This window comes from Cupriavidus sp. SHE (assembly GCF_000812445.1).
GTDB classification, from domain to species: Bacteria; Pseudomonadota; Gammaproteobacteria; order Burkholderiales; family Burkholderiaceae; genus Cupriavidus; species Cupriavidus metallidurans.
Genome location: NZ_JWMB01000047.1, coordinates 154,746 through 175,853, shown reverse-complemented (window position 1 = coordinate 175,853; position 21,108 = coordinate 154,746). Strand labels below are relative to the sequence as shown.

Sequence of the window (21,108 nt, the reverse complement as noted above, 5' to 3'; positions counted from 1 at the left end):
TCCGTGATGGGTCTGCGATAGGCCTGGTCAGGCGGATGCGGGGCGGAACGTCATGGCTACGCCGTTCATGCAGTAGCGCAGTCCCGTAGGCTTGGGGCCGTCGTCGAACACGTGGCCAAGGTGGCCGCCGCAACGGCGGCAATGCACTGCCGTGCGCGCCATGCCGAACGTGCGGTCCTCGGTGGTGCCCACCGCGTTGGCCAGCGGCGCCCAGAAGCTCGGCCAGCCAGTGCCGCTGTCGAACTTGGTCGACGACGAGAACAGGTCGAGCTGGCAGCCCGCGCACGAGAAAACGCCCTTGCGATGCTCATCATTGAGCGGGCTGCTGAAGGGGCGCTCGGTGCCTTCGTGGCGCAGTACCGTGTACTGGGCCGGCGTCAGCTTCTGGCGCCACGCCTCGTCGCTCAATGTGACTTCGAAGGATTGGGCGCCGGCTCCGGCGGCGTTGGCATTGCCGGCGGCCAGCAGCCGCCAGCCGCCGATGGCGGCAAGCGTAGCGGTCAGCGAGCCGCCCGAAAGCAGAAAGCGTCTGGTGATGCGCATGGTGGTCTCCGTGCTCAGGATGGGTTGAACGCATGGTAGGCAACCATCCATGGCGGAGTCCTCGCCAAACCTTAAACAATTCGTGATAACTGGACTGGCGGATTTCTGCACAATAGAGCCAGTTCAGAACCGAGGGCCAAGCCGCCGCACCATGGAACACGCCAAACGCATCCTGCTGGTCGAAGACGATGTCGGTATCGCCAACGTGCTGGCCATGCACCTGCGCGACGAGCGCTACGAAGTCGTGCATAGCGCCGATGGCGCCGAGGGGCTGCGCCTGCTGGAGCAGGGCGGTTGGGATGCGCTGGTGCTGGACCTGATGCTGCCCGGCGTGGATGGTCTCGAGATCTGCCGCCGGGCCCGGGCGATGACGCGCTACACGCCGATCATCATCACCAGCGCGCGTTCCAGCGAGGTGCATCGCATCCTGGGGCTCGAACTCGGTGCCGACGACTATCTGGCCAAGCCGTTCTCGGTGCTGGAACTGGTGGCGCGCGTCAAGGCGCTGCTACGTCGGGTGGAGGCAATGGCGCGCGACGTGCGGGCCGATGCCGGCAGTCTGGAGCTGGCCGGACTGGCCATTGATCCTCTCGCGCGAGAGGCCGCTGTCGACGGCAAGCGCCTCGACCTGACCCCGCGCGAGTTCGATCTGCTGTACTACTTCGCGCGCCATCCGGACAAGGTGTTCTCCCGCATGGATCTGCTCAACGCGGTATGGGGCTACCAGCACGAGGGCTACGAGCACACGGTGAACACGCATATCAACCGGCTGCGCACCAAGATCGAGGTCGATCCGGCGCAGCCGAGGCGCATCCTGACTGTGTGGCGGCGCGGCTATCGGTTCGTGGCCGATCCGCAAGCCGACGCCACGCAGGACGAAGGGGAAGCATCGTGAACCTGTCCCTGACACAACGGCTGTCCGCCGTTTTCGCCGCGTTGTTGCTGGCCTGCTGCGGGGCCTCCGCCTGGCTGCAGGTGCGGGCCAACGCGATGCATGAGAAGGAGGTGGTCCAGGACATATCGCGCGGGCTCGCCGCATACATCGCGCGCAATGCGCTGCTGGAGGATCAGAGCGCCATCGCGCCGCAGGCATTGCGCCAGCTCTTCGGGCAGTTGATGGTCGTGAATCCGAGCGTTGAGGTCTATCTGCTCGACGATCAGGGGCGCATTCGCGGGCACGATGCGCCGACCGGGCACCTGGTGCGCGATCACGTGAACCTGGCGCCGGTGAAGAAGCTGATCGACGGTGGGGCGCTGCCGATCTTTGGCGACGACCCGCGCAGCGACAGCGGGCGGAAGGTGTTCAGCGCGGCGCCGTTGCGGCAGGGCGGCTATATCTACGTGGTGCTGCAGGGCGAGGCGCATGACAAGCTGGCCGCGCTGGCATCGCGCGACGCGGTCATGCGGACCACGCTCTGGTCGATGGCGTTGGTGGCCGCGCTCGGGCTGGTGGCGGGGCTGGTGGCTTTCGGCCTGATCACGCGCCCGCTGCGACGCCTGACGCTAGAGATCCGGCAATTTGATTCCGGCGATGCCGGCGATTTGCGGGGTTCAGGCATCCCGGGCGCCGGAGCTGCCGACCGGATACAAGAGCCGATGCAGCGCGACGAGATCGCCGCGCTACGCACGGCGTTCCGTCAGATGGCCGACCGGATCGAGACACAATGGCGCGCGCTCAAGCAGCAGGATCAGGAGCGGCGCGAGATGGTGGCCAATATCTCGCACGACTTGCGCACACCGCTGACGTCGCTGCACGGGTATCTGGAAACGCTCTCGCTGAAGGCGGACAAGCTCAGCGCCGAGGAACGCCAGCGCTACCTTGCCATCGCGCTGGCGCAGAGCGCCAAGGTGGGCGGGCTGGCGCAGTCGCTGTTCGAACTGGCGCGGCTCGAACACGGCATGGTCCAGGCGATACCCGAGACATTCTCGATCGTCGACCTGACACAGGACGTGCTCGAGAAATTCGCCCTGCCGGCCGAGGCCAAGCATCTGCAATTGCGCGCCGGCGTGCCGCCCGTGCTGCCTGCCGTCACCGCCGACCTCGGCATGATCGAGCGCGTGCTGACGAACCTGCTCGACAACGCGATTCGCCATACACCGGCGGGTGGCACTGTCGAAGTCGACCTGACCAGCCAGAATGGCAGCGTGGCGGTGACGGTCAGCGATACGGGACCGGGGATTCCGCCGGCCTTGCGCGAGTCGTTATTCCAGCGGCCGTTTCCGTCGGGCGGCGCGCACCGGGGCGGCGGGCTCGGTCTGCTGATCGTGCAGCGAATGCTCCAGTTGAACGGCAGTCAGGCGCGGCTGGTCGAGGGGCAGGTGGGCACTACGCTCCGTTTTGTCCTGCCTGTCGCGGGGCGCGAGAGTCGGCCGGCGGCAATAGCCGACGCTGCAACCACGCGATAAACACATCGGCATCGGCCGGCACGTCGCGCGTGGCCGGGACCGCCATCAGACCGCCGCCAAACGCGGTGAATCCGTAGGGCGCCACGAGGGTGCCTGCCGCCAGTTCCGCCTGGATCAGCCGTTGCTCGATCAGCGCCACGCCCAGCCCCGACAGGGCGGCCTGGATGCAAAGATGCGTGTGCGGAAACGTCAGCCCTGCGCCGGGTGCGATGTGATGACCGGTCAGCGCTTCCCACTGGTCCCACGCGCTCGATGTGAAATCGTGCGTGATGCGCGCGCCGGTGGCCACTTCCGGCGCATAGGCGGGCGCGCAGACCGGGCCGAAGGCGACCGGCGCCAACTGGATCGCGCGTTGCCGTTCGGCGGCGGGGTACGACGACAGGTCCCAGGCAATTACCACGTCTGCGCCTTCGGTGCGGATCTCGCGCGCCGATGTCATCGAGAGCCGGATACGGATATCGGGCCGCAGCCGATAGAAATCGACCAATTCGGGTACCAGCCAGCGCATCGCGAAGGTCGCGCTACAGGCCACGTGCAGCGTGGGCCCGCGCGCTTGATCGAGCAGACGACCGTAACCTTGTTCGAGCTGGTCCAGCGCCGTGCGTACCACCTCATAGAGCGCCTGGCCGTGCTCGTTCAGGCGCAGACCGGTCCCCTCGCGCTCGAATAGCTCCACGCCCGCATGTTCCTGCAATTGGCGCAACTGCCGGCTGACTGCGCCGTGCGTGCGAAATAGCTCTTCGGCGGCGCGGGTCACGGAGCCCGTACGGGCCGTGGCCTCGAACGCGCGCAAGGTTGACATTGGGGGCAGGGTTCGCACCGTATGCTCCGACTATGTGAGAAAAACTGACGAATTGAGGAAAATAACGCGATATTCAGCTTGGTGAAAGCCTTTTAGGATCGACGTATCTTCATTTTTCTCACAAAGGGAGTGCGCGAATGAGCAAGGTGGCTGAGATCCGGGGGCTGGAGGTGCTGGATAGTCGGGGGAATCCGACGGTGGAGGTGGAGGTCGTGCTCGACGACGGCGCGGTCGGCCGGGCCATTGTGCCGTCGGGGGCATCGACCGGCGCGCGCGAGGCCGTGGAGTTGCGCGATGCCGATCCACGACGCTATCTGGGGCGGGGTGTGTCGCGGGCGGTTCAGGCCGTCAACACCGAGTTGCGTGAGGCATTGCTCGGGCGTGATGCCGGTGACCAACCCGAGATCGACACGATCATGATCGACCTCGACGGCACCCCGGATAAGCGTCGGCTTGGCGCCAATGCGTTGCTCGGCGTGTCCTTGGCCGTGGCTCATGCGGCTGCGGTGTCGAATGGTCTGTCGCTATTCACCTACCTTGGCGGAGAGCGTGCTTCGTTGCTGCCCGTGCCGCTGATCAACGTGATCAATGGCGGAGCCCATGCCGACAATGCGCTCGATTTCCAGGAATTCATGATCATGCCTGCCGGAGCACCGACCTTCACCGAGGCGGTACGTGCCGGCTCGGAGGTTTTCCATACACTACGCGGCATGCTGAAGGCTGCCGGCTATACCACCAACGTGGGCGATGAGGGTGGCTTCGCGCCCGAATTTCACGCTGCCGAGGAGGCGTTGGACATTCTGGTCGCAGCCATCGCCAAGGCGGGCTATCGCCCCGGCGAGGACATCGCGCTGGCCATCGACCCCGCCGCCAGCGAGCTATATGTCAATGGCAGCTATGTCTATCAGGGGGAGGGCGTCGAGCGCTCGCGCGAGGAGCAGGTGGCCTATCTGGTACGCCTCGCGGACCGCTATCCGATTGTTTCGATCGAGGATGGCATGGCCGAAGACGATGCGATGGGCTGGCAATTGCTGACGCGGCAGCTCGGCAAGCGGTGCCAGCTTGTTGGCGACGATGTGTTCTGCACACATCCGACCTTGCTGAGGCAGGGGGTGGAGCAGGGTATGGCCAACGCCATCCTGGTCAAGGCCAACCAGATCGGCACGCTGAGCGAGATGCGCGAGACGGTTCGCGTGGCCCATGGTTACGGGTATTCGGCCGTGATGTCACATCGTTCGGGTGAAACCGAGGATGTGACGATCGCCGACCTTGCTGTGGCGCTGCGATGCGGGCAGATCAAGACGGGGTCGATGTCGCGTGCGGATCGCACTGCCAAGTACAACCGCCTGCTGCGCATAGAGCGCGAGCTTGGGTCGCGTGCCGAGTACGCGGGCGCGTTGCTGCGGCGCCGCTAGGGTACTAGAGCAGCGCGAAGCGCGCGGCCTGTGGCCCGATCACGGCGGGGCGGCTGACCGGGTAGCGATGGTGGTCGCCGCCATCGCTGAACGAGAGGTAGTCCGGCGTCCAGCGCAGCGCATGCAGATGCCGGATCTCCACGCCATCGACGAGAATTGCGCCGCTCTGAACCGTGACGCTCGCGCAAGGCAGGCGCAGCATCTCGGCATCGTCACCGAAGTAGTGGGCTTCCAGCAGGATCGAGGCAGGCTGATAGGCGGGCATGGCAGGGCGGCGGCGAAGTGATGGTTTGGGGATGTTTCGGAGATGTTTTGGAGATTTCCGATACTGTATGGATGTACAGTATATCCAGCTTGTCCACCCATTGCACGTGCCGGATTCTGATTTTCATGGAGGACCGCGTGTGCGACGCGGGGCTGGCTTCGACGTCGCATTGGTGTAACCTGAAACGCAACGAAGCTCCGGACATCCGTCCGCAGACGGAGATGCCGATGTTGCAGCGTGATGCGCAGTTCACGAGCAGGATCTGCTGGTTCGCGGCGGGCCTTCTGGCAGGCGCGCTGGCCGCCAGCCTGTGCGCCGCGCTAGGGATGCGTCGCGCGCGGCAAGTTGCCGATGACGATGACGCAGCCACGGCGCAGGACCCCCGCGCGATGGTGCGGGCGTCCATCTCGCCGGAAAGCGGCTCGGACATGTTCGAATACCGGGGGTTTGTCGTGCACCTGTTCTGGCAGGCGCTGGGCAGGGAACGATACAAGGCGTGGTGCGACATCTGGGAAGCCGGCGCGGTGGTGCAGGAGGCGGGTGGCCCGCCTGCCACGTACCCCACGGCCGCCGAGGCCCGCATGGCGGCCGGCGCATGGGCGCGGCACTGGGTCCAGAACAACGGCTAGGCCGCCACCGCTGGCGGGGTCGCATGTTACGATTCGCCGCAATTTCCGGAGTCGACAATGTTTTTTTGCCACAACCAGTCTTGCGGTGCGCGCTGGGCGCCCGACGAGGTGGATATCCACAACGAGGGGCAGGGCCCGCTTTTTCGCTGCCCGCTCTGCGGCGCGCGTAACCACCTGAAGGCCAATCAAGGGCGCGATGGCGCCGTCACCTACAAGCAGATTCCGCGCGAGCATGTCGCGAAGACGCCGCCCAGCGCCGAGGCGAAGCGCGCCACACCGCCGCGCCGGCGAAGCTGACTTCCCCTCCTAAGGGGGAGCGTGGCGGTTGCGGCTCAAGCCAGCGTGCACGGGGCCGTTAAGAAAGCCATGGAAATCAGCGACCTATCCCACGACTCCGCTTCTAACGCCGAGGTCATCGGCTGGGCGGCCGCATCGCCGCAAGTCATCGCGCGCGTGCTCAATACCGCGCTCGTGGCGCAGGACCTGTCGGGTTTTGCAGCCCTGCTGTCCGACATTGCGCGCGATCGCGGGCTCAAGGGGGCGCGCGGCACGCACCAGTCGATCTACGACATGCCCTACGCCAGCTTGCTGCCACGGCAGAAGCATCTGCTGGCGGACGCGTTCGACCTGTTCCTGCGGCTTGGCCTCGAGTTTCGCGCGCGGGGCGGCGAGCCGGATGACCTTTCCGATGACGACGACCTGGCGCCGCTGCGCGACATGGACGATGACGACGTCATCGATGACGAGGACGGTCACGCCTGAACCCATGGGTGGCAGCCGGATTCAGGCGCGTTCGAGCAAGCCGATCTCCCTGACCGCGACCGACAGCATCGACAAGGCCGCCACGCCTGAAACGCCCAAGGCGCGTTGGTCGGCCAGCATCTGGGCATAGCGGTCCAGCGCCGCCTGACGGGTGCCACGCCAGCCCTCGATGAGCGCCTGCGGGTCATCCGTGTCGCGCGACTGGCCCAGCACGCTCGTCGTCAACGCACGCTTGAGCCGACCCAGATCGTCGAGCGTGGTCGTGCGCGCCAGCAGATCCCAGTGCGTCTCCGCCGGCAGAGACAGCGCGCGCTCGCGCAGCCATCCGAAGTTGAGTTCGGTGTCCAGGGCGAAGTAGACCCCCGCCACGGCGCCAAGGCTGCGGCCGCATGTTCCAGAGACCTCCGCGATGTCGAGCGCCGCCGCCGCGATATCGCTGGCCGCCACACGTAGCGCCAGATCTTCGTCGACGCCGGCTTCGGTCAGGGCCATGGCGCGTTCGGCCATGGCCTGCGATGGCTCGGGCGGCAGCAGCGTCGGCAATTGTGGCGTGAGCCAGTGCGCTGCATCGACGAACCTGGCTGCACCCGGCTCCACGGTACCGCCCGCCCGCAGATAGCGGATGAACCAGAGCGTGGCGCGTTCGAGTAGCCGCGCCAGATCGCCAAACATGCGCGCCTGCACGGCGTCTTCGACGCGATTGTCGAGCGCGTCGATCCGTTCCCAGAGCCCGGTAAGCCCGAACACATCGCGGGCCAGCAGACAGGCGCGCACGATGTCAGCGGGCCGCGCGTCGGTTTCTTCCATCTGGTGATGGACGAACGTGGCACCGACGCGGTTTACCAGCATGTTGGTCAGGTGCGTGGCCAGGATCTCGCGCCGCAGCGGATGGCGCTGCATGGCCTCCGCGTAGCGCTGGCGAAGCGGCTGCGGGAAGTAGTCGGCCAGCAGCCCGGCCACGAGCACATCCTCGGGGATATCGGATGCAAGCAGTTCGTCGTAGAGCCACATCTTGCTGTAGGCCAGCAGCACCGCGCGTTCGGGCGATGTCAGTCCGGCGCCCAGCGCCTTGCGTTCGGTGATGTCCTCGTCCGTGGGCAGAAACTCGAGCGGCCGGTTGAGACGGCCCGCGCGTTCCAGCCAGCGGATCAGCCGCGCTTCGGCATCGACCAGCACCGGCGCCACGCGGCCCGCGACCGAGAGTGCCTGGGTCTGGAAGTAGTTGTCCTGCAGCACCAGCAGGCCGACTTCGTCGGTCATCTCGGCCAGCAGCTTGTTGCGTTGCTTCTCGGTCATCTCGCCATCGGCCACTACGATGCCAAGCAGGATCTTGATATTGACCTCGTGGTCGGAGCAGTCGACGCCGGCGGAATTGTCGATGGCATCCGTGTTGATACGGCCGCCGTGGCGGGCAAACTCGATACGCCCGAGCTGGGTGAAACCGAGGTTGCCGCCTTCGCCCACCACCTTGCAGCGCAGTTCGTTGCCGTTGACACGTACCGGGTCGTTGGCGCGATCGCCGGCTTGCTGGTGGGTTTCGGTACTCGCCTTGACGTAGGTACCGATGCCGCCGTTGTAGAGCAAATCCACAGGGGCCATCAGGATCGCGTGGATCAGTTCGGCCGGAGGCAACGATGCCGCCGTGATGCCGAGCACGGCCTGTACCTGCGGCGAGAGTGCGATCGTCTTGGCCGTGCGCGGATAGATGCCGCCACCCGCGGAAATCAGCGTGGCGTCGTAATCGGCCCAGCTCGAACGCGGCAGATCGAACATGCGCGCGCGCTCGGCCAGGCTCTTCGCACAGTCCGGATCCGGGTCGAGGAAGATATGGCGATGGTCGAACGCAGCCACGAGCTTGATGTGGGGCGACAGCAGCATGCCGTTGCCGAACACGTCGCCAGACATGTCGCCAATGCCGACCACCGTGAATGGCGTGGCCTGGATATCGGTGCCCATCTCGCGAAAGTGCCGCTTGACGCTTTCCCATGCGCCGCGCGCGGTGATGCCCATCTTCTTGTGGTCGTAGCCAACCGATCCACCGGAGGCGAAGGCGTCGTCGAGCCAGAAACCGTATTCGGCCGAGATGGCGTTCGCATAGTCCGAGAACGTGGCCGTGCCTTTGTCGGCTGCCACCACGAGGTACGGGTCCGAATCGTCATGACGCACCACCTCGGGTGGCGGCACGAGGTTGCCGGAGACGAGGTTGTCGGTCAGGTCGAGCAGGCCGCGCAGGAAGGTCTGGTAGCAGGCCACGCCTTCGGCGAGGAACGCATCGCGATCGGTGGGCGGCGGCGGCCGCTTGACGACGAAGCCGCCCTTCGAGCCGACCGGCACGATGACCGTGTTCTTGACCATCTGCGCCTTCATCAGGCCCAGCACCTCGGTGCGGAAATCCTCGCGCCGGTCCGACCATCGCAAACCGCCACGCGCCACGCGTCCGCCGCGCAGGTGCACGCCCTCCACCCGTGGCGAGTAGACCCAGATCTCGAACATCGGTCGCGGCTCGGGCAGCCCCTGTACCAGCGCCGGATTGAACTTGAACGAAATGTAGGGGCGTGGATGACCGTCCGCGTCGTGATGGAAGTAATTGGTGCGCACAGTTGCGCTGATCACGTTGAGGAACAGCCGCAGGATGCGATCCTCGTCGAGATTCGGTACCTGGTCGAGCGCGGATTCGATATCGGCCAGCAGCTTGCGGCAGCGGGCATCGTCGGGTGTGCCGGCGGCGGCAACGGCCGGGTCGAAGCGGGCGACGAACAGCGAGACCAGCATCGCCGCGATACGCGGGTTTGCCGCCAGCGCCTGTTCGATATAGGCGTTGCTGAACGTGGAGCCCACCTGGCGCAGGTACTTGGCGTAGGCGCGCAGGATCGTCACGTCGCGCGCGGCGAGGCCCGCCCGCAGCACCAGCCGGTTGAAGTCGTCGTTCTCGATCTCGCCATTCCAGGCGCGTCCGAAAGCGTCTTCGAACAGCGGCTTGGCGCGCTCGATCTCGATATCGACCGGCTGGCCTTCATGGTCGGCGGCGATCTCCAGGCCGAAGTCGTGAATCCATATCGGGTCGCCGGCGTCGGGTTCGATCAGGTAGGGACGTTCCTCGTCGACGCGCACGCCCAGGTGTTCGAGCATGGGCAGGCTTGCCGACAGCGCGATCGGCAGGCCAGCGCGGAACACCTTGAAGCGAAACGCGCCAGGGGCGGCTTCGATCGGGCGATACAGGTTCATGGCCAGGCCGTTCGGATGCTGGCGCGCGTGCTCCATCAGTTCGATATCGCGCACGGCGGTACGCGCGGGATAGTCCTCGCGATAGCCGGCCGGGAACGAGTCGCCATAGCGGCGCAGCAACCTGTTGCCGTGCTCCTCTCCACGGGTCTCGTGCAGCGCGGCGGACAGGTCGTCCTGCCAGCGGCGCGTGGCCTGCACGATCCGCTCTTCGAGCTCGCGTGTATCGGCCTCTGGCATCGTGCCGGGCTGCCCGCGCACCGTGATCTGGATACGTGCCAGCGGGGATTCGGATAGCAGCGGCGTGAATTCGCAGCCCGTGCCGTTGAACGCCTGCATCAGCAACTTCTGAATGCGTTGGCGCAGGTCGGTGTTGTACTTGTCGCGCGGCACGAACACCAGGCAGGAGATGAAGCGGTCGAAGCGGTCGCGCCGAACGAACAGGCGCGTGCGCTGGTGTTCCTGCAGCCGCAGGATGCCGAGCGTGATGTCGAACAGCTCGTCTTCGTCGGCCTGGAACATGTCGTCGCGTGGGTACTGTTCCAGGATGGTGATCAAGGACTTGTATAGATGACCCTTGGTCAGGAAGCCGGCGCGCGACAGGATGTTGGCGCACTTGCGGCGTACCAGCGGGATCTCGCTGGTGCTGACCATGTAGGCCGTGGACGTGTACAGGCCCACGAAACGGCGTTCGCCGAATAGCTTGCCGTTAGCGTCTAGCAGCTTGACCCCAACGTAGTCGAGGTAGCCGGGTCGATGCACCGTGGCGCGCGAATTGGCCTTGGTCAGGAAGATCGGCGTGGCGCCTTCGATGACGCTGCGGGCGGCCGCGGGCAGGGACGTGAGGTCTTCGGCCGCAGGGTCGCGCAGGGCCTCGCGCAGAATGCCTGCGCCGGAGCCGGGCACGCCGCGCAGCCAGAACTGGCCATCGCGCGAGATCAGCTCATAGTCGCGATGCCCGAGGAACGTGAAGTGGTCGTCCAGCATCCATTCCAGGAACGCGCGTGCTTCCACCGACTCCGGCGTGGCGGCATCTGGGGCCTGGGCCATGCCGCCGATTGTGTCGCGCGCAATCTGTTGCATGCGCGGCCAGTCTTCCACGGCTACCCGCACATCGCCGAGGACGCGCGCGATGGCATTGCGCAATGCTTCGAGTTGCGTGGCCTCGCCTGTGCGGTCGACTTCGAAATGGATGAACGATTCGAGCCGGCAGTTGGTGGCGCCCATCTCGCCGCCGCCAAGGCCGATGCTCTCGATGCCGCCGCGCGCGTCGCGGCAGACGCGAAAGACCGGGTGGATGGCCGAGTGCAGTGTCAGTCCGTGCCGGTTGATCTCCGTGGTGACCGAATCGACCAGGAACGGCATATCGTCGTTGACGATCTCGACGATGGAGTGGTCCGAGTGCCAGCCGTGTTCCTCGAGGTTCGGGTTGTAGACGCGCAATCGGGCGGTGCCCGGCACGAACTTCTGCGCCGTCTGCCAGTGCGCCATGACGGCGCCGTAGAGATCGGCCACGTTGCGTGCGAGCAGGTCCTCGCCATCCGCCAGGTCGTAGTAGTGCCGCAGCAGGGGTTCGACGATCCCGAACGTCGCAGCCGGTAGCCGTTCGTGCGCGAACGCGACCAACTCATCCAGCAACTGCGCAACCTTTTCTTCGTTTTCCGGGGGCATGGCGTCTCCTCGGCGGCGTGCCGGTGCATGATCACACTGTAGGAAAGAATTGCCTTGCCCGGGTGACAAAACAGAAACGCCCCGCGCGGGGCGGGGCGTCATGGCTGCGGTGCGGGTCGGTCAGGCGGCGATAGCCTGTTGCGCGACGCGGCGGAGTTCGTCCGGCACGACCATCGACATCTCGTCGCGTTCCCACGCCGCATGGCGAATATGGCGCGCAACGTGGTCTTCCAGCGTGGTGGTCATGCGATGCAGCAAGCTGCTTAGCGCCGCGCGCTCCGAGGTGCTGAACTGACCAGCGGATACCGAGTGCAGGGCCTTGATGGCCTGCGCCGCGCGTTTCATCCGCGCGACCGACGCCGGCGCGATGCGAGGCGTGCCGTCGGCATCGAAACTGAGCCAGCCATCGTCGCTCAGTTCGCCCAGCATATGCTCGCTCTGCGCGACATCGAGAAAGATGGCGGTTTCGCACGGCTTGCCGCGTACGAATTCCTCGTGGCGGATTGCCCGCAATAGCAGCCATTTGGGATAGGTCAGCCCCGATACGCCCAGGGTCTGTTCAAGCGCGCCTTGCCAGGCCGTGACGGCCTCGACCAGCGCGAGCACTACGGGTTCGTGGGTATCGAGTGCTTTGGGCTGCATTAGCTCAGGTCTCCCATATTAGGGTTGCCGCCTGATGCAATCTGGGCCGGTGCATTGGCCGGCCCGGGCGGCTTGGGTGCCTGCCTCTCAACGCGGGCAGGTCACGCCTGGTACTGCTCGAAATCATTGGTAGGCCGAACACTAGCAGCAATGTAGAGACATTGGTGTGACAGGTCGGGTATGTCCTAGTCAGTCTTTCGGATGAGGCGAACCGGGCGCCGCTTGGTGCGCTGGAAGGGGGCGGGAAACCTGCGTGACAGCGGCAACGCAGTGACGGATCTCAATCGCGTGGGAGCGACGGCTAATCCACTCGTGGGAGGCGGGGGAGGGGTAATGCGGAAGGGGAAATGCGGAAGGAAAGAGAAACATGGCCCCCGCCTGAGAACGGGGGCCATGAAGGACGACGCTTACTGCTTCTTGGCGCCGTCGGTGTACGGGTCGAACTTGCCGGACTTCGCGCCGTCAGTGTACGGATCGAACTTGCCGGACTTCGCCCCGTCAGTGTACGGGTCAGCCTTCTTGCCCGGAGCCAGTTCCGACTTGGTCGACTTCTTGGCGCCGTCGGTGTACGGATCGAACTTGCCGGACTTGGCCGCGCTCTTGTTCGGGTTGGCCTTGTCCTTCGAGTGGGCCCCGCTGTAAAGATCGCCGCCGTCCGTGTAGTTCTTCTGCGCATGGGCCAGTTGCATGGTGCCCAAGGCAGCCAGGGCGGCAACAACCAGCGTCGGTACGGTCTTCTTCAGCATCATCATCCTCACAGGTAACCGCCGGGCTTACGGGCCCGGCAAATAGGAAAAAAATGACTTCATCTGTACTGTACCGGTGATCGTGGACACTCGCCTAGCGAAAGTTGTAGTAACAATGTTCAGGCGGCGAGACAGCCACGTCACAAGGCCGGCATACGGTACTTATTGCGCCATTTACTCCAGGGTAATGTTCTGATCGACGGCGATCTTCTTGCGCAGTTCCAGTTCACGCTTGATCTGTGCCGCGTACTGTTGCGGCGTGTTGCCGTCGGGGTAGGCGCCGGCGTCGTGCAGACGCTTCTTCACATTGGGATCCTGCAGGGCCTTGACCGCCGCATCGTGCACCTTGGTGATGATGGCGGCAGGGGTGCCCGCCGGGGCCACCAGGCCATACCAGGCCATGTTGTTCATGTCCTTCATGCCTTCTTCCGCGAACGTCGGCACGTTGGGCAGGCCTTCCACGCGCCTCGGCGCGGCGACGGCCAGGGCGCGCAACTTGTCGCTCTGGATGAACGGCATCGACGACGGCAGGTTGTCGAACTGCGCGTTGACCTGTCCGGCCAGCGTGTCATTCAGCGCCGGGCCCGATCCACGGTACGGGATGTGGACCATATCGGTCTTGGTGATGTACTTGAACAGCTCGCCATCCAGGTGCGAGATGCTGCCCTTGCCGGCTGACGCATAGCTGTACTTGCCGGGGTTCGATTTCACCAGGGCAATGAATTCCTTCAGGTTCTTTGCCGGCACCTTCGGGTTCACGGTCAGCACGTTCGGCACGTTCACCAGGTTGGTGATCGGCGCGAAGTCCTTGATCGGGTCGTACGGGTTCTTGGGGTTGGTGGCCGGGTTCGTGGCCATCGTGCTGACCGTGGCGATACCCAGCGTATAGCCATCAGGCGCGGACTTGGCCAGCGCGTCGGCGCCGATCGCGCCGCCGCCACCGCCGCGGTTTTCCACCACCACCACCTGACCCAGTTCACGGCCGATCGCGTCAGATACGGCACGGCCAACGATATCGGTGGTACCACCGGCGGCGAACGGCACGATCAGGCGGATCGGCTTGGTCGGATACGCTTGTGCGTGGGCGATGCCGGTCTGGGTCAGGCCGAGGGCGGCGAGGGCGGCGATGGCGCCCGTATTCAGAACTGCTTTCAAAAGATGCCTCCAGGTGTTGCTAGTACGTGTTGCTAGTTGTGCTGGTTCCGCAATACGGAACTTCGTTCCGTGATGTACGTCGACGGGCATTCAACCGTGAAATGGAGGGGGCGGGGAATCGGGGAGAACCCGTGGATACGCGAGGGAGAGCGTAGCGGGTGAGCAATGACGCGCGTATGAAGCAGGAAACTCTGCGGGAGCGCCAAAGCAAAAGGCCGAAAGCAATGCTGCTTTCGGCCTTTTCTGAATTCGCTGGTGGGGCGTGAGTGACTCGAACACTCGACCTACGGATTAAGAGTCCGCTGCTCTACCAACTGAGCTAACGCCCCAACGAAGAAAGAGATTCTATCAAGGTACCGAATACTGCGCAAGCCCTTGCTCGCATTTTTTTCATCGGCATGTCAGGTGCCGCTTACAATGCGCCCACTGTCTCAATGGCTCCCATCCGTCATGCACGCCCGTGTCCTGCGCTATCTCGATGAAGTTGTGCGCCGTGGTTCGATCCGCCGCGCCGCCGAGCATCTGCACGTGGCGCCAACTGCGATCAACCGGCAGATCCTTGAGTTGGAGGCGGAGTTGGGGGCGCCGCTGTTCGATCGGATCAATCGCCGCTTGCACCTGACGCCGTTGGGCGAGATGGTGCTCGCTCACGTGCGGCAGACGCTGCGCGAGCATGAGGCGCTGCAGGCGCGCGTTGCCGAGATCAAGGGCGCGCGGCGCGGCATGGTCACGGTTGCGACCACGTCGGGTCTGGCGGGCTCCCTGCTGCCATCTCTCGTGCACGACTTCCGCCAGCATCATCCTGGCATCGTGGTGCGTGTGGCGGACCTGCCCGTGGCCGGCATTGTGGCGGCGGTGGAGCAGGGCGACGCAGACCTGGGGCTCGGCTACGACTTGCCGGAGGTGGCGGCGTTCCGCGTGATGGCCAGCCGTGACTGGTCGATTGGCGCGGTGGTGGCGCCGGGGCATCCCCTGGCCACGCAGCCGTCGACACGGCTGGCGGAGTGCGCCGGCTATCCATTGATCCTCCCGGCGCCTTCGCTATCAATCCGCGCGCTCGTCGACGACGCCTTCGCGCGCCAGTCGGTCGAGGTGACGTCCGCTGTGGAATCGACCTCGGTCGTGTTGATCCAGCGACTCGCGGCGGCCGGGGCTGGCGTGGCGCTGCTCAATCCGCTCGATGTGATGGATGAGCGCGCGCGTGGCGCCGTGGTGTTCGTGCCGCTGCGCGACAGCGATCTACGGCAGCAAGCGTTGAGGATGGTTGCGCGGGTGCGGGCGCCGCTGAGTCCCGCAGCCGAACTGATGGCGGAGCGTATCGGCACGGCGCTGGACGGCCTGTTCCGTTAGTTCCGCCCGTCCACGGTTCACGATCCAGGTGTCCTCATTTTGTGGACACCAAGCGCGAAATTCTGCGCTTTTGGTGCGTACTGGCGTTGCGTAGACTGCGCAACGTTCACAACCCATGCACATCACCATGACTTTGATCCTTCAGCACGCCGACGTACTCGTCACCATGGACGCGCAGCGGCGCGAAATTGCCGATGGCGCGCTGGTCGCGAACGGGCCAGCGGTGGAGTGGGTGGGGCCCACGGCCGAGTTGCCCGAGCAATACCGCCGGCTTGCCGACGAGGGGCGCGCCGAGGTCATAGATATGCGCGGACATGTGGTCATGCCCGGGCTGGTCAACACCCACCACCATATGTACCAGAGCCTGACGCGCGCCGTGCCGGCCGCGCAGGATGCCGAGCTATTCGGGTGGCTGACCAATCTCTACATGCTCTGGTCGCACCTGACGCCGGAGATGATCCGCGTGTCGACCCAGACTGCGATGGCCGAGCTGATGCTGTCCGGATGCACGACTACCAGCGATCACCTGTACCTTTATCCGAATGGATCGCGCCTGGACGATTCGATCGACGCGGCGCGCCAGATTGGCATGCGTTTTCACGCGGCACGCGGTTCGATGAGTGTCGGCCGTAGCCAGGGTGGCTTGCCGCCCGATGTCGTCGTGGAAACCGAGGCAGCGATCCTGCGCGACAGCCAGCGGCTGGTCGAGCAGTATCACGATGCGTCGCGGCACGCGATGCTGCGTGTGGTGCTGGCCCCGTGCTCGCCGTTTTCAGTGTCGCGCGACCTGATGAGAGAGTCCGCGAAGATGGCGCGCCACTACGGCGTGTCGCTGCATACGCACCTTGCGGAGAACGACAACGACATTGCCTACTCGCGCGAGAAGTTCGGCATGACGCCCGCGCAGTACGCGGAGGATCTGGGCTGGGTTGGGCACGATGTCTGGCACGCGCACTGCGTGAAGCTCGATGAGGAGGGGGTGGCGTTGTTCGCCCGTACCGGCACGGGCGTGGCGCATTGTCCTTGCTCCAACATGCGGCTGGCATCCGGCATCGCGCCGATTCGCCGGATGCGCGACGCCGGCGTGCCTGTGGGCCTCGGCGTCGACGGCAGTGCATCGAACGACGGCGCGCACATGCTTGGCGAAGCCCGTCAGGCGATGCTGCTGCAGCGGGTCGGGTATGGCCCGGCCGCGATGAGCGCGCGCGAGGCGCTCGAGACTGCCACGCTTGGCGGGGCCAAGGTGCTGAATCGGGATGACATTGGCGCGCTCGCGCCGGGTATGTCGGCGGATATCGTCGCCTTCGATATGTCTGGCGTCGGCTACGCCGGGGCTGGGCACGATCCGGTGGCGGCCCTGGTGTTCTGCACGCCGGGCAATGTGTCGATGAGCGTTATCAATGGCCGCGTGGTGATTCGCGACGGACATCTGCTGACTGCGGATCTGCCGAACGTGCTGTCAGATCATCGGCGCCTGGCGCGCACGCTGTTCGAGCGCGCGCAGGCGGCGGGTGCGTGATTCGTTGAAAGCGCCCGGCGTTTGATGAGCGGATGACATCAACGCCGGTCGGTGCTGGGGCTGGTGTGCCGCGATGGCGCATGCGCTGGACGGCACCGGCGCGACATCGGTGGCTCGGGACTCGGCATTGAGCGGCGCCAAGCCATCAAAGCAAAAGGCCGGAAGCATTGCTGCTTCCGGCCTTTTTGGTGTCTGGTGGGGCGTGAGTGACTCGAACACTCGACCTACGGATTAAGAGTCCGCTGCTCTACCAACTGAGCTAACGCCCCGACGAAGACCGAGATTCTAGCAGCATTTTTGGCTTTGTCAAATCTTTGATGAGAGATTCTTCAACTAGCCTGCACATCGCCCTGACATATACGGCTGACATGCTCGTGCCCCGCGATGGGAAATCGTCCGACATCGTGACGAGCATTGAGACACATCGCATTCTCAAATTTCCACGCATGGGATCGAAGACGATTTCCGCCAAGCCATGTTAGGATGCTTTTCCACTTGCATATTGGAGGGCTGTGATGATGGAAATCAAATTCCAGGAGCAAGACCGCTACGACATCAACAACGAGGGTTTGCTGTTCCACGCGATTGTCGATGGTGAGCAAGTGACATGTGTCGTAACACGCGAGGCGCTGTGGGAAGGCTTTAGTGCCGACCAGGTGCTGTCGCTCGAAGAGGCGTTCCGTGCTGGTCGTGAAACGATCGAGCGCGCGGCCTTGGTGCTGATAGAGCAGGGCGTGCCGCAACCTATCGTGGTCAAGCGCGCGCACGTGGCGCCGGTCTGACCCGGCGGCGCACCCCTCCGCCGCCGGCTTCGGCTACGTCTCACGCGTAGACCGGCCGGCGCGCTCACATACCTACCGTCTTTCGTCTTACATCAACGTCTGGTTGTTCCGATTGCCGCTCAGGCAGAGGCCGCTGCGTCTGACGCGTTGGCTTGTGGCGAGCGCGGCACGGCTCCCGGGCGCTGCGCGCATTCCTCGAAGATGCGCGCCTGGCATTGCGCGCAGATGTCGGGCGAAAGACTGCCGATGATCGTGTGCAGCGCCTGTCGCTTGGTGGGGAAGATGTGGTCGTCGCCGAGCTTGGCGGTGAAACCGGTCTGTTCCCAAGTCTCGAGGACCTGCGTGCGCGGACGGTGGAAATAGAGGTTGCCGCCGGCTGCACGCCGCTCGGCCAGCTCGGCTTCCCACATCTCCGCGCCGGCCAGATCGATGAAGTTCATGCTCTTGGTCATCGCCAGCAGATGCTTCTGGCTGGCGTTGACCGTGCGCAGCCAGTGCAGGCGATCGGTGACGTACTGCACGGCGCCGAAGTAGATCGCGCCTTCCATGCGCAGGAGCTTCAACTGCGGACATTCCGGTTGGGGTCGGCGCAGTTCGTCCAACGGTGTGAAGCGGCGGCCCGGGTCATCGGCATCTGGCACGAGGCTGCGCACGGCGGGGCGCGAGGTGCGATACAGGTACGCGACGAGCGACAGGATCGTGCCGAGCAATACGGCCATCTCGAGCCGGATCGCCAGCGTGGCGACGAACGTGCCTACCGCGATCGCGAACTCGGTGCGTGATAGTCGCGCGATACGGCGCAGGCGCTGGAAATCGAACAGGCCCCAGGCCACGAGCAGCAGCATGGCCGAGATCGCCGCCAGCGGAATCTGCGCCAGCAACGGGGCGCTGACCATGACGAGCACGACCAGCAGCAGCGCGGAGAACACGCTGGCCACTGGCGTCTGCGCGCCGGCCTCGAAATTCGGGACCGAGCGGTTCAGCGATCCACACGAAATGTAGCCGGAGAAGAATCCGCCCGCGATATTCGACAGCCCCTGGCCAATGAACTCGCGGTTGGCGTCGATGTGCTGGCCCGAGCGCAAGGCCACGGCCTTGGCAATCGAAATTGACTGGCCGAGCGCGACGATGGTCAGTGCCGAGGCAATGCCCAGCAGGTCAGGCACCGTGCGCCAATTGATGTCGGGGATATGGAACGGCGGGATCGCCGATGGAATCGGGCCCACCACGTTCACATGCCTGGCGGCGCCCCAACCAGTGGAGTTGAGTAGCAGCGCCACGCCGTAGCCGGCGAGCAGGCCGATCAGCATGAAAGGCGCGCGGCGCGAGATCCGTTTGACGAGCAGCGTGACCGCCAGCGTCACGGCGCCGACGATCAACGCACTTCCGCTGACCGTGTCGAGATTGTCGAGCAGGAAGCGCACCACGCCGAATGCGCTCGTGCCGGTTGGCACGGCAAGCCCGAGCAGATCCTTCAGCGCGTGAAGTCCGATCAAGGTCGCGGCGCCACAGGTGAAACCGAGTAGTACCGATGGCGAAATGAAGTTGGCGAGCGATCCGAGCCGGAGCGCGCCTACCGCCAGTTGCAGGATGCCGACCAGCATCGTGACCGCCAGCGCCAGCGAGATATAGGCGGGGCTGCCCGCAAATGCCACCGGGCTCAGCATGGCGAACAGCGCGAGGGAGTTGGCGTTGGTCGGTCCCGACATCACATGCCAGCTCGAGCCAAACAGGGCGGCGACGATGCAGGGGATCACGGCCGTATAGATACCGTATTGCGGGGGTAGACCCGCCAGCGTGGCAAAGGCCACGCCCTGCGGTAGCACCAGCACCGCGCCGAGCAGGCCGGCAACCAGATCGGCGCGCAGCGTCAGCGGCGTGACGCGCGGGAGCCAGGGAAAGCAGCGCGTCAGGGCCAGATTCGCACGCATCGGCTAGCCGAGCGTGAGCGTGGCCACGACAGGGGTGTGGTCAGACGGCTGCTCCCAGCGGCGCGGCTCCTTGTCGATGACGCACGTCGCGCACTGCCGCGCCAGGTCGGCCGAAAGCAGGATATGGTCGATACGCAACCCGGCATTGCGGCGGAAACCCATCATTCGGTAATCCCACCACGAGAACATTTTCTCGGGCTGTTCGAACATGCGGAAGGAGTCGACCAGACCCAGGCCGATCAATGTCTGGAACGCGTCGCGCTCCTGCGGCGAGACCAGGTTCTGGCCCTCCCACTTGGCCGGGTCGTGGACGTCGCGGTCTTCCGGGGCGATGTTGAAGTCGCCCAGCAGCGCGAGTTTCGGATACCGGGCCATTTCGGCGCGCAGCCACTCGATCATGGCCTTGAGCCAGTCGAGCTTGTAGACGAACTTGTCCGAGTCCAGCGCCTGGCCATTCGGGAAGTACGCGCTGATCAGACGTACGTCGCCGTACGTGCCGGCGATCACGCGTTGCTGCGCATCCTCATAGCCGGGAATGTTGCGCACCACGTCAGTCGGCACGGGCATGGCCGCGTTGCGTGCCAGGATCGCCACACCGTTGTAGGTTTTCTGGCCCGTGAAAATGCTATGGAAGCCGGCCGCTTCGAGTTCGGCCAGCGGGTACTTGTCATCGGGCAGCTTCAGTTCCTGCAGGCACAGCGCGTCGATCGGCGTGCCCGCGGCATCCTGAGCGCCTAGCCATTGCAGTACCTGCGGCAGACGTACCTTGAGGGAGTTGACGTTCCAGCTTGCGATTCTCATATCTCGTTTTTGTTTGGATTGTCGTTGTCGCCGTGCGCGTCGCCGATGGCGTCCATGCCGCCAAGGAGTCCGCGCTGGTCCAGGATCGCGTAGGCGATTTCCGGATGGGTATCCATGCTGCGGCGGATCGCGGCTGGGATCGCCTGCCGGGTCTTGCGGCACAGGCCTGGCTGGTCCGCAAGTTCAATGCGGAAGCCGCGCGTCGTGCGTACCACGTTGTCGCTCGGCGTGATGCGGACCTCGATGCCGAGCAACTCGCGCATCCTCGTCTTCATCCGCTCGAGTTCATCGAGTGTGGCAATGCTCTCCAGCCGGTCCACCAGCTTCTTCTCTTCCTGCTGCGTCAGTTGCAGGATGCGCAGATCGGCGTGGGGATCCGCCAGCAGCGCGTCGCGATTGCAGACGCAGGCGCCCGGTGGACATTCCTTGCGAATCGGGAAAGGAATGTTCATGGTCCGAGCGCCTGG

General features: G+C 64.9%; 19 protein-coding genes and 2 tRNA genes. 9 read left to right on the top strand and 12 right to left on the bottom strand.

Features of this window, described 5'->3' with window-relative positions; translation table 11 throughout:
• Positions 1 to 27 precede the first annotated feature (27 nt).
• On the bottom strand, positions 28 to 543 hold the full coding sequence (msrB, locus tag RN01_RS22515; protein WP_017512831.1) for a peptide-methionine (R)-S-oxide reductase MsrB: 516 nt from the start codon (positions 541 to 543) through the stop codon (positions 28 to 30).
• A gap of 151 nt (positions 544 to 694) precedes the next feature.
• Here msrB and RN01_RS22510 point away from each other — a divergent pair, with 151 nt between their 5' ends.
• Entirely contained in the window at positions 695 to 1,438 is a 744-nt protein-coding gene (locus tag RN01_RS22510; RefSeq protein ID WP_017512832.1) for a response regulator transcription factor, read from the top strand.
• The gene (locus tag RN01_RS22505; RefSeq protein ID WP_024569434.1) at positions 1,435 to 2,949 is read left to right on the top strand and encodes a HAMP domain-containing sensor histidine kinase; all 1,515 of its coding nucleotides are present in this window, start codon (positions 1,435 to 1,437) and stop codon (positions 2,947 to 2,949) included. The genes RN01_RS22510 and RN01_RS22505 overlap by 4 nt, the downstream gene beginning before the upstream one ends.
• Here the strand turns inward: RN01_RS22505 and RN01_RS22500 are convergent.
• Positions 2,870 to 3,769: a LysR substrate-binding domain-containing protein gene (locus RN01_RS22500; RefSeq protein ID WP_024569435.1), complete on the bottom strand. Its 900-nt coding sequence runs from the start codon at positions 3,767 to 3,769 to the stop codon at positions 2,870 to 2,872. The two genes, RN01_RS22505 and RN01_RS22500, sit on opposite strands and share 80 nt — an antisense overlap.
• A 119-nt stretch (positions 3,770 to 3,888) precedes the next feature.
• On the opposite strand from RN01_RS22500, the gene eno reads away from it, so the two are divergent.
• Complete coding sequence (gene eno / locus RN01_RS22495) at positions 3,889 to 5,166, top strand: phosphopyruvate hydratase (protein WP_024569436.1); 1,278 nt, start codon at positions 3,889 to 3,891, stop codon at positions 5,164 to 5,166.
• A gap of 4 nt (positions 5,167 to 5,170) precedes the next feature.
• Here the strand turns inward: eno and RN01_RS22490 are convergent, their stop codons facing one another.
• A complete protein-coding gene (locus RN01_RS22490) occupies positions 5,171 to 5,431 on the bottom strand; it encodes a hypothetical protein (RefSeq protein ID WP_008650459.1) in 261 nt (86 codons plus the stop codon).
• A gap of 125 nt (positions 5,432 to 5,556) precedes the next feature.
• Between RN01_RS22490 and RN01_RS22485 the strand changes: the two genes are divergently transcribed.
• From RN01_RS22485 to RN01_RS22475, 3 genes are all read left to right on the top strand, one after another.
• Complete coding sequence (locus tag RN01_RS22485; RefSeq protein WP_017514691.1) at positions 5,557 to 6,060, top strand: hypothetical protein; 504 nt, start codon at positions 5,557 to 5,559, stop codon at positions 6,058 to 6,060.
• Between the two features lie 57 nt (positions 6,061 to 6,117).
• Positions 6,118 to 6,357 (top strand): hypothetical protein, encoded by a 240-nt coding sequence (locus tag RN01_RS22480; protein WP_017514692.1) that lies wholly within the window; start codon positions 6,118 to 6,120, stop codon positions 6,355 to 6,357.
• Positions 6,358 to 6,426: 69 nt separating this feature from the next.
• Positions 6,427 to 6,822, top strand: coding sequence for a hypothetical protein (locus RN01_RS22475; protein ID WP_017514693.1), 396 nt, complete (start codon positions 6,427 to 6,429; stop codon positions 6,820 to 6,822).
• Between the two features lie 21 nt (positions 6,823 to 6,843).
• On the opposite strand, the gene RN01_RS22470 is transcribed toward RN01_RS22475, so the two are convergent.
• The 5 genes from RN01_RS22470 to RN01_RS22450 all read right to left on the bottom strand — a co-directional run bounded on the left by RN01_RS22470 (position 6,844) and on the right by RN01_RS22450 (position 14,587).
• Complete coding sequence (locus tag RN01_RS22470) at positions 6,844 to 11,715, bottom strand: NAD-glutamate dehydrogenase (protein ID WP_024569437.1); 4,872 nt, start codon at positions 11,713 to 11,715, stop codon at positions 6,844 to 6,846.
• 120 nt (positions 11,716 to 11,835) lie between these two features.
• Positions 11,836 to 12,357: a hypothetical protein gene (locus tag RN01_RS22465; protein WP_017514406.1), complete on the bottom strand. Its 522-nt coding sequence runs from the start codon at positions 12,355 to 12,357 to the stop codon at positions 11,836 to 11,838.
• Positions 12,358 to 12,764: 407 nt separating this feature from the next.
• The gene (locus RN01_RS22460; protein WP_024569438.1) at positions 12,765 to 13,103 is read right to left on the bottom strand and encodes a hypothetical protein; all 339 of its coding nucleotides are present in this window, start codon (positions 13,101 to 13,103) and stop codon (positions 12,765 to 12,767) included.
• 174 nt (positions 13,104 to 13,277) lie between these two features.
• Positions 13,278 to 14,258, bottom strand: coding sequence for a tripartite tricarboxylate transporter substrate binding protein BugE (locus RN01_RS22455; protein ID WP_020379899.1), 981 nt, complete (start codon positions 14,256 to 14,258; stop codon positions 13,278 to 13,280).
• A 253-nt stretch (positions 14,259 to 14,511) separates the two neighbouring features.
• Positions 14,512 to 14,587, bottom strand: a tRNA-Lys gene (locus RN01_RS22450).
• 121 nt (positions 14,588 to 14,708) lie between these two features.
• On the opposite strand from RN01_RS22450, the gene RN01_RS22445 reads away from it, so the two are divergent.
• Both RN01_RS22445 and RN01_RS22440 read left to right on the top strand, forming a co-directional pair.
• A complete protein-coding gene (locus tag RN01_RS22445; RefSeq protein ID WP_017514410.1) occupies positions 14,709 to 15,608 on the top strand; it encodes a LysR family transcriptional regulator in 900 nt (299 codons plus the stop codon).
• Between the two features lie 127 nt (positions 15,609 to 15,735).
• The gene (locus RN01_RS22440) at positions 15,736 to 17,127 is read left to right on the top strand and encodes an 8-oxoguanine deaminase (RefSeq protein ID WP_024569439.1); all 1,392 of its coding nucleotides are present in this window, start codon (positions 15,736 to 15,738) and stop codon (positions 17,125 to 17,127) included.
• Between the two features lie 193 nt (positions 17,128 to 17,320).
• Here RN01_RS22440 and RN01_RS22430 read toward each other — a convergent pair.
• Positions 17,321 to 17,396: transfer RNA gene (locus tag RN01_RS22430), tRNA-Lys, on the bottom strand.
• Between the two features lie 249 nt (positions 17,397 to 17,645).
• Here RN01_RS22430 and RN01_RS22425 point away from each other — a divergent pair.
• The gene (locus RN01_RS22425; RefSeq protein WP_008650441.1) at positions 17,646 to 17,909 is read left to right on the top strand and encodes a DUF1488 domain-containing protein; all 264 of its coding nucleotides are present in this window, start codon (positions 17,646 to 17,648) and stop codon (positions 17,907 to 17,909) included.
• Positions 17,910 to 18,028: 119 nt separating this feature from the next.
• On the opposite strand, the gene RN01_RS22420 is transcribed toward RN01_RS22425, so the two are convergent.
• Genes RN01_RS22420 through RN01_RS22410 form a run of 3 tightly spaced genes read right to left on the bottom strand, consistent with a single transcriptional unit; the run spans position 18,029 to position 21,093 of the window.
• Positions 18,029 to 19,840: a SulP family inorganic anion transporter gene (locus tag RN01_RS22420; RefSeq protein WP_017514934.1), complete on the bottom strand. Its 1,812-nt coding sequence runs from the start codon at positions 19,838 to 19,840 to the stop codon at positions 18,029 to 18,031.
• Positions 19,841 to 19,843: 3 nt separating this feature from the next.
• Entirely contained in the window at positions 19,844 to 20,641 is a 798-nt protein-coding gene (gene xth / locus RN01_RS22415; protein ID WP_017514935.1) for an exodeoxyribonuclease III, read from the bottom strand.
• Positions 20,638 to 21,093 carry a hypothetical protein gene (locus RN01_RS22410; RefSeq protein ID WP_024569440.1) on the bottom strand — a complete coding sequence of 152 codons (456 nt, stop codon included), beginning with the start codon at positions 21,091 to 21,093 and terminating at the stop codon, positions 20,638 to 20,640. Before RN01_RS22410 ends, xth begins: the two co-directional genes overlap by 4 nt.
• Positions 21,094 to 21,108: the final 15 nt, after the last annotated feature.

What these genes read in the sequence shown, in the direction of transcription:
- RN01_RS22460 (WP_024569438.1), bottom strand. Translation starts at nt 13,103, where the DNA reads ATGCTGAAGAAGACCGTACCGACGCTGGTTGTTGCCGCCCTGGCTGCC.
- RN01_RS22485 (WP_017514691.1), top strand. Translation starts at nt 5,557, where the DNA reads ATGGAGGACCGCGTGTGCGACGCGGGGCTGGCTTCGACGTCGCATTGG.
- RN01_RS22445 (WP_017514410.1), top strand. Translation starts at nt 14,709, where the DNA reads ATGCACGCCCGTGTCCTGCGCTATCTCGATGAAGTTGTGCGCCGTGGT.
- RN01_RS22465 (WP_017514406.1), bottom strand. Translation starts at nt 12,357, where the DNA reads ATGCAGCCCAAAGCACTCGATACCCACGAACCCGTAGTGCTCGCGCTG.
- RN01_RS22480 (WP_017514692.1), top strand. Translation starts at nt 6,118, where the DNA reads ATGTTTTTTTGCCACAACCAGTCTTGCGGTGCGCGCTGGGCGCCCGAC.
- RN01_RS22510 (WP_017512832.1), top strand. Translation starts at nt 695, where the DNA reads ATGGAACACGCCAAACGCATCCTGCTGGTCGAAGACGATGTCGGTATC.
- RN01_RS22410 (WP_024569440.1), bottom strand. Translation starts at nt 21,093, where the DNA reads ATGAACATTCCTTTCCCGATTCGCAAGGAATGTCCACCGGGCGCCTGC.
- RN01_RS22490 (WP_008650459.1), bottom strand. Translation starts at nt 5,431, where the DNA reads ATGCCCGCCTATCAGCCTGCCTCGATCCTGCTGGAAGCCCACTACTTC.
- RN01_RS22425 (WP_008650441.1), top strand. Translation starts at nt 17,646, where the DNA reads ATGGAAATCAAATTCCAGGAGCAAGACCGCTACGACATCAACAACGAG.
- RN01_RS22470 (WP_024569437.1), bottom strand. Translation starts at nt 11,715, where the DNA reads ATGCCCCCGGAAAACGAAGAAAAGGTTGCGCAGTTGCTGGATGAGTTG.
- xth (WP_017514935.1), bottom strand. Translation starts at nt 20,641, where the DNA reads ATGAGAATCGCAAGCTGGAACGTCAACTCCCTCAAGGTACGTCTGCCG.
- RN01_RS22420 (WP_017514934.1), bottom strand. Translation starts at nt 19,840, where the DNA reads ATGCGTGCGAATCTGGCCCTGACGCGCTGCTTTCCCTGGCTCCCGCGC.
- eno (WP_024569436.1), top strand. Translation starts at nt 3,889, where the DNA reads ATGAGCAAGGTGGCTGAGATCCGGGGGCTGGAGGTGCTGGATAGTCGG.
- RN01_RS22475 (WP_017514693.1), top strand. Translation starts at nt 6,427, where the DNA reads ATGGAAATCAGCGACCTATCCCACGACTCCGCTTCTAACGCCGAGGTC.
- msrB (WP_017512831.1), bottom strand. Translation starts at nt 543, where the DNA reads ATGCGCATCACCAGACGCTTTCTGCTTTCGGGCGGCTCGCTGACCGCT.
- RN01_RS22440 (WP_024569439.1), top strand. Translation starts at nt 15,736, where the DNA reads ATGACTTTGATCCTTCAGCACGCCGACGTACTCGTCACCATGGACGCG.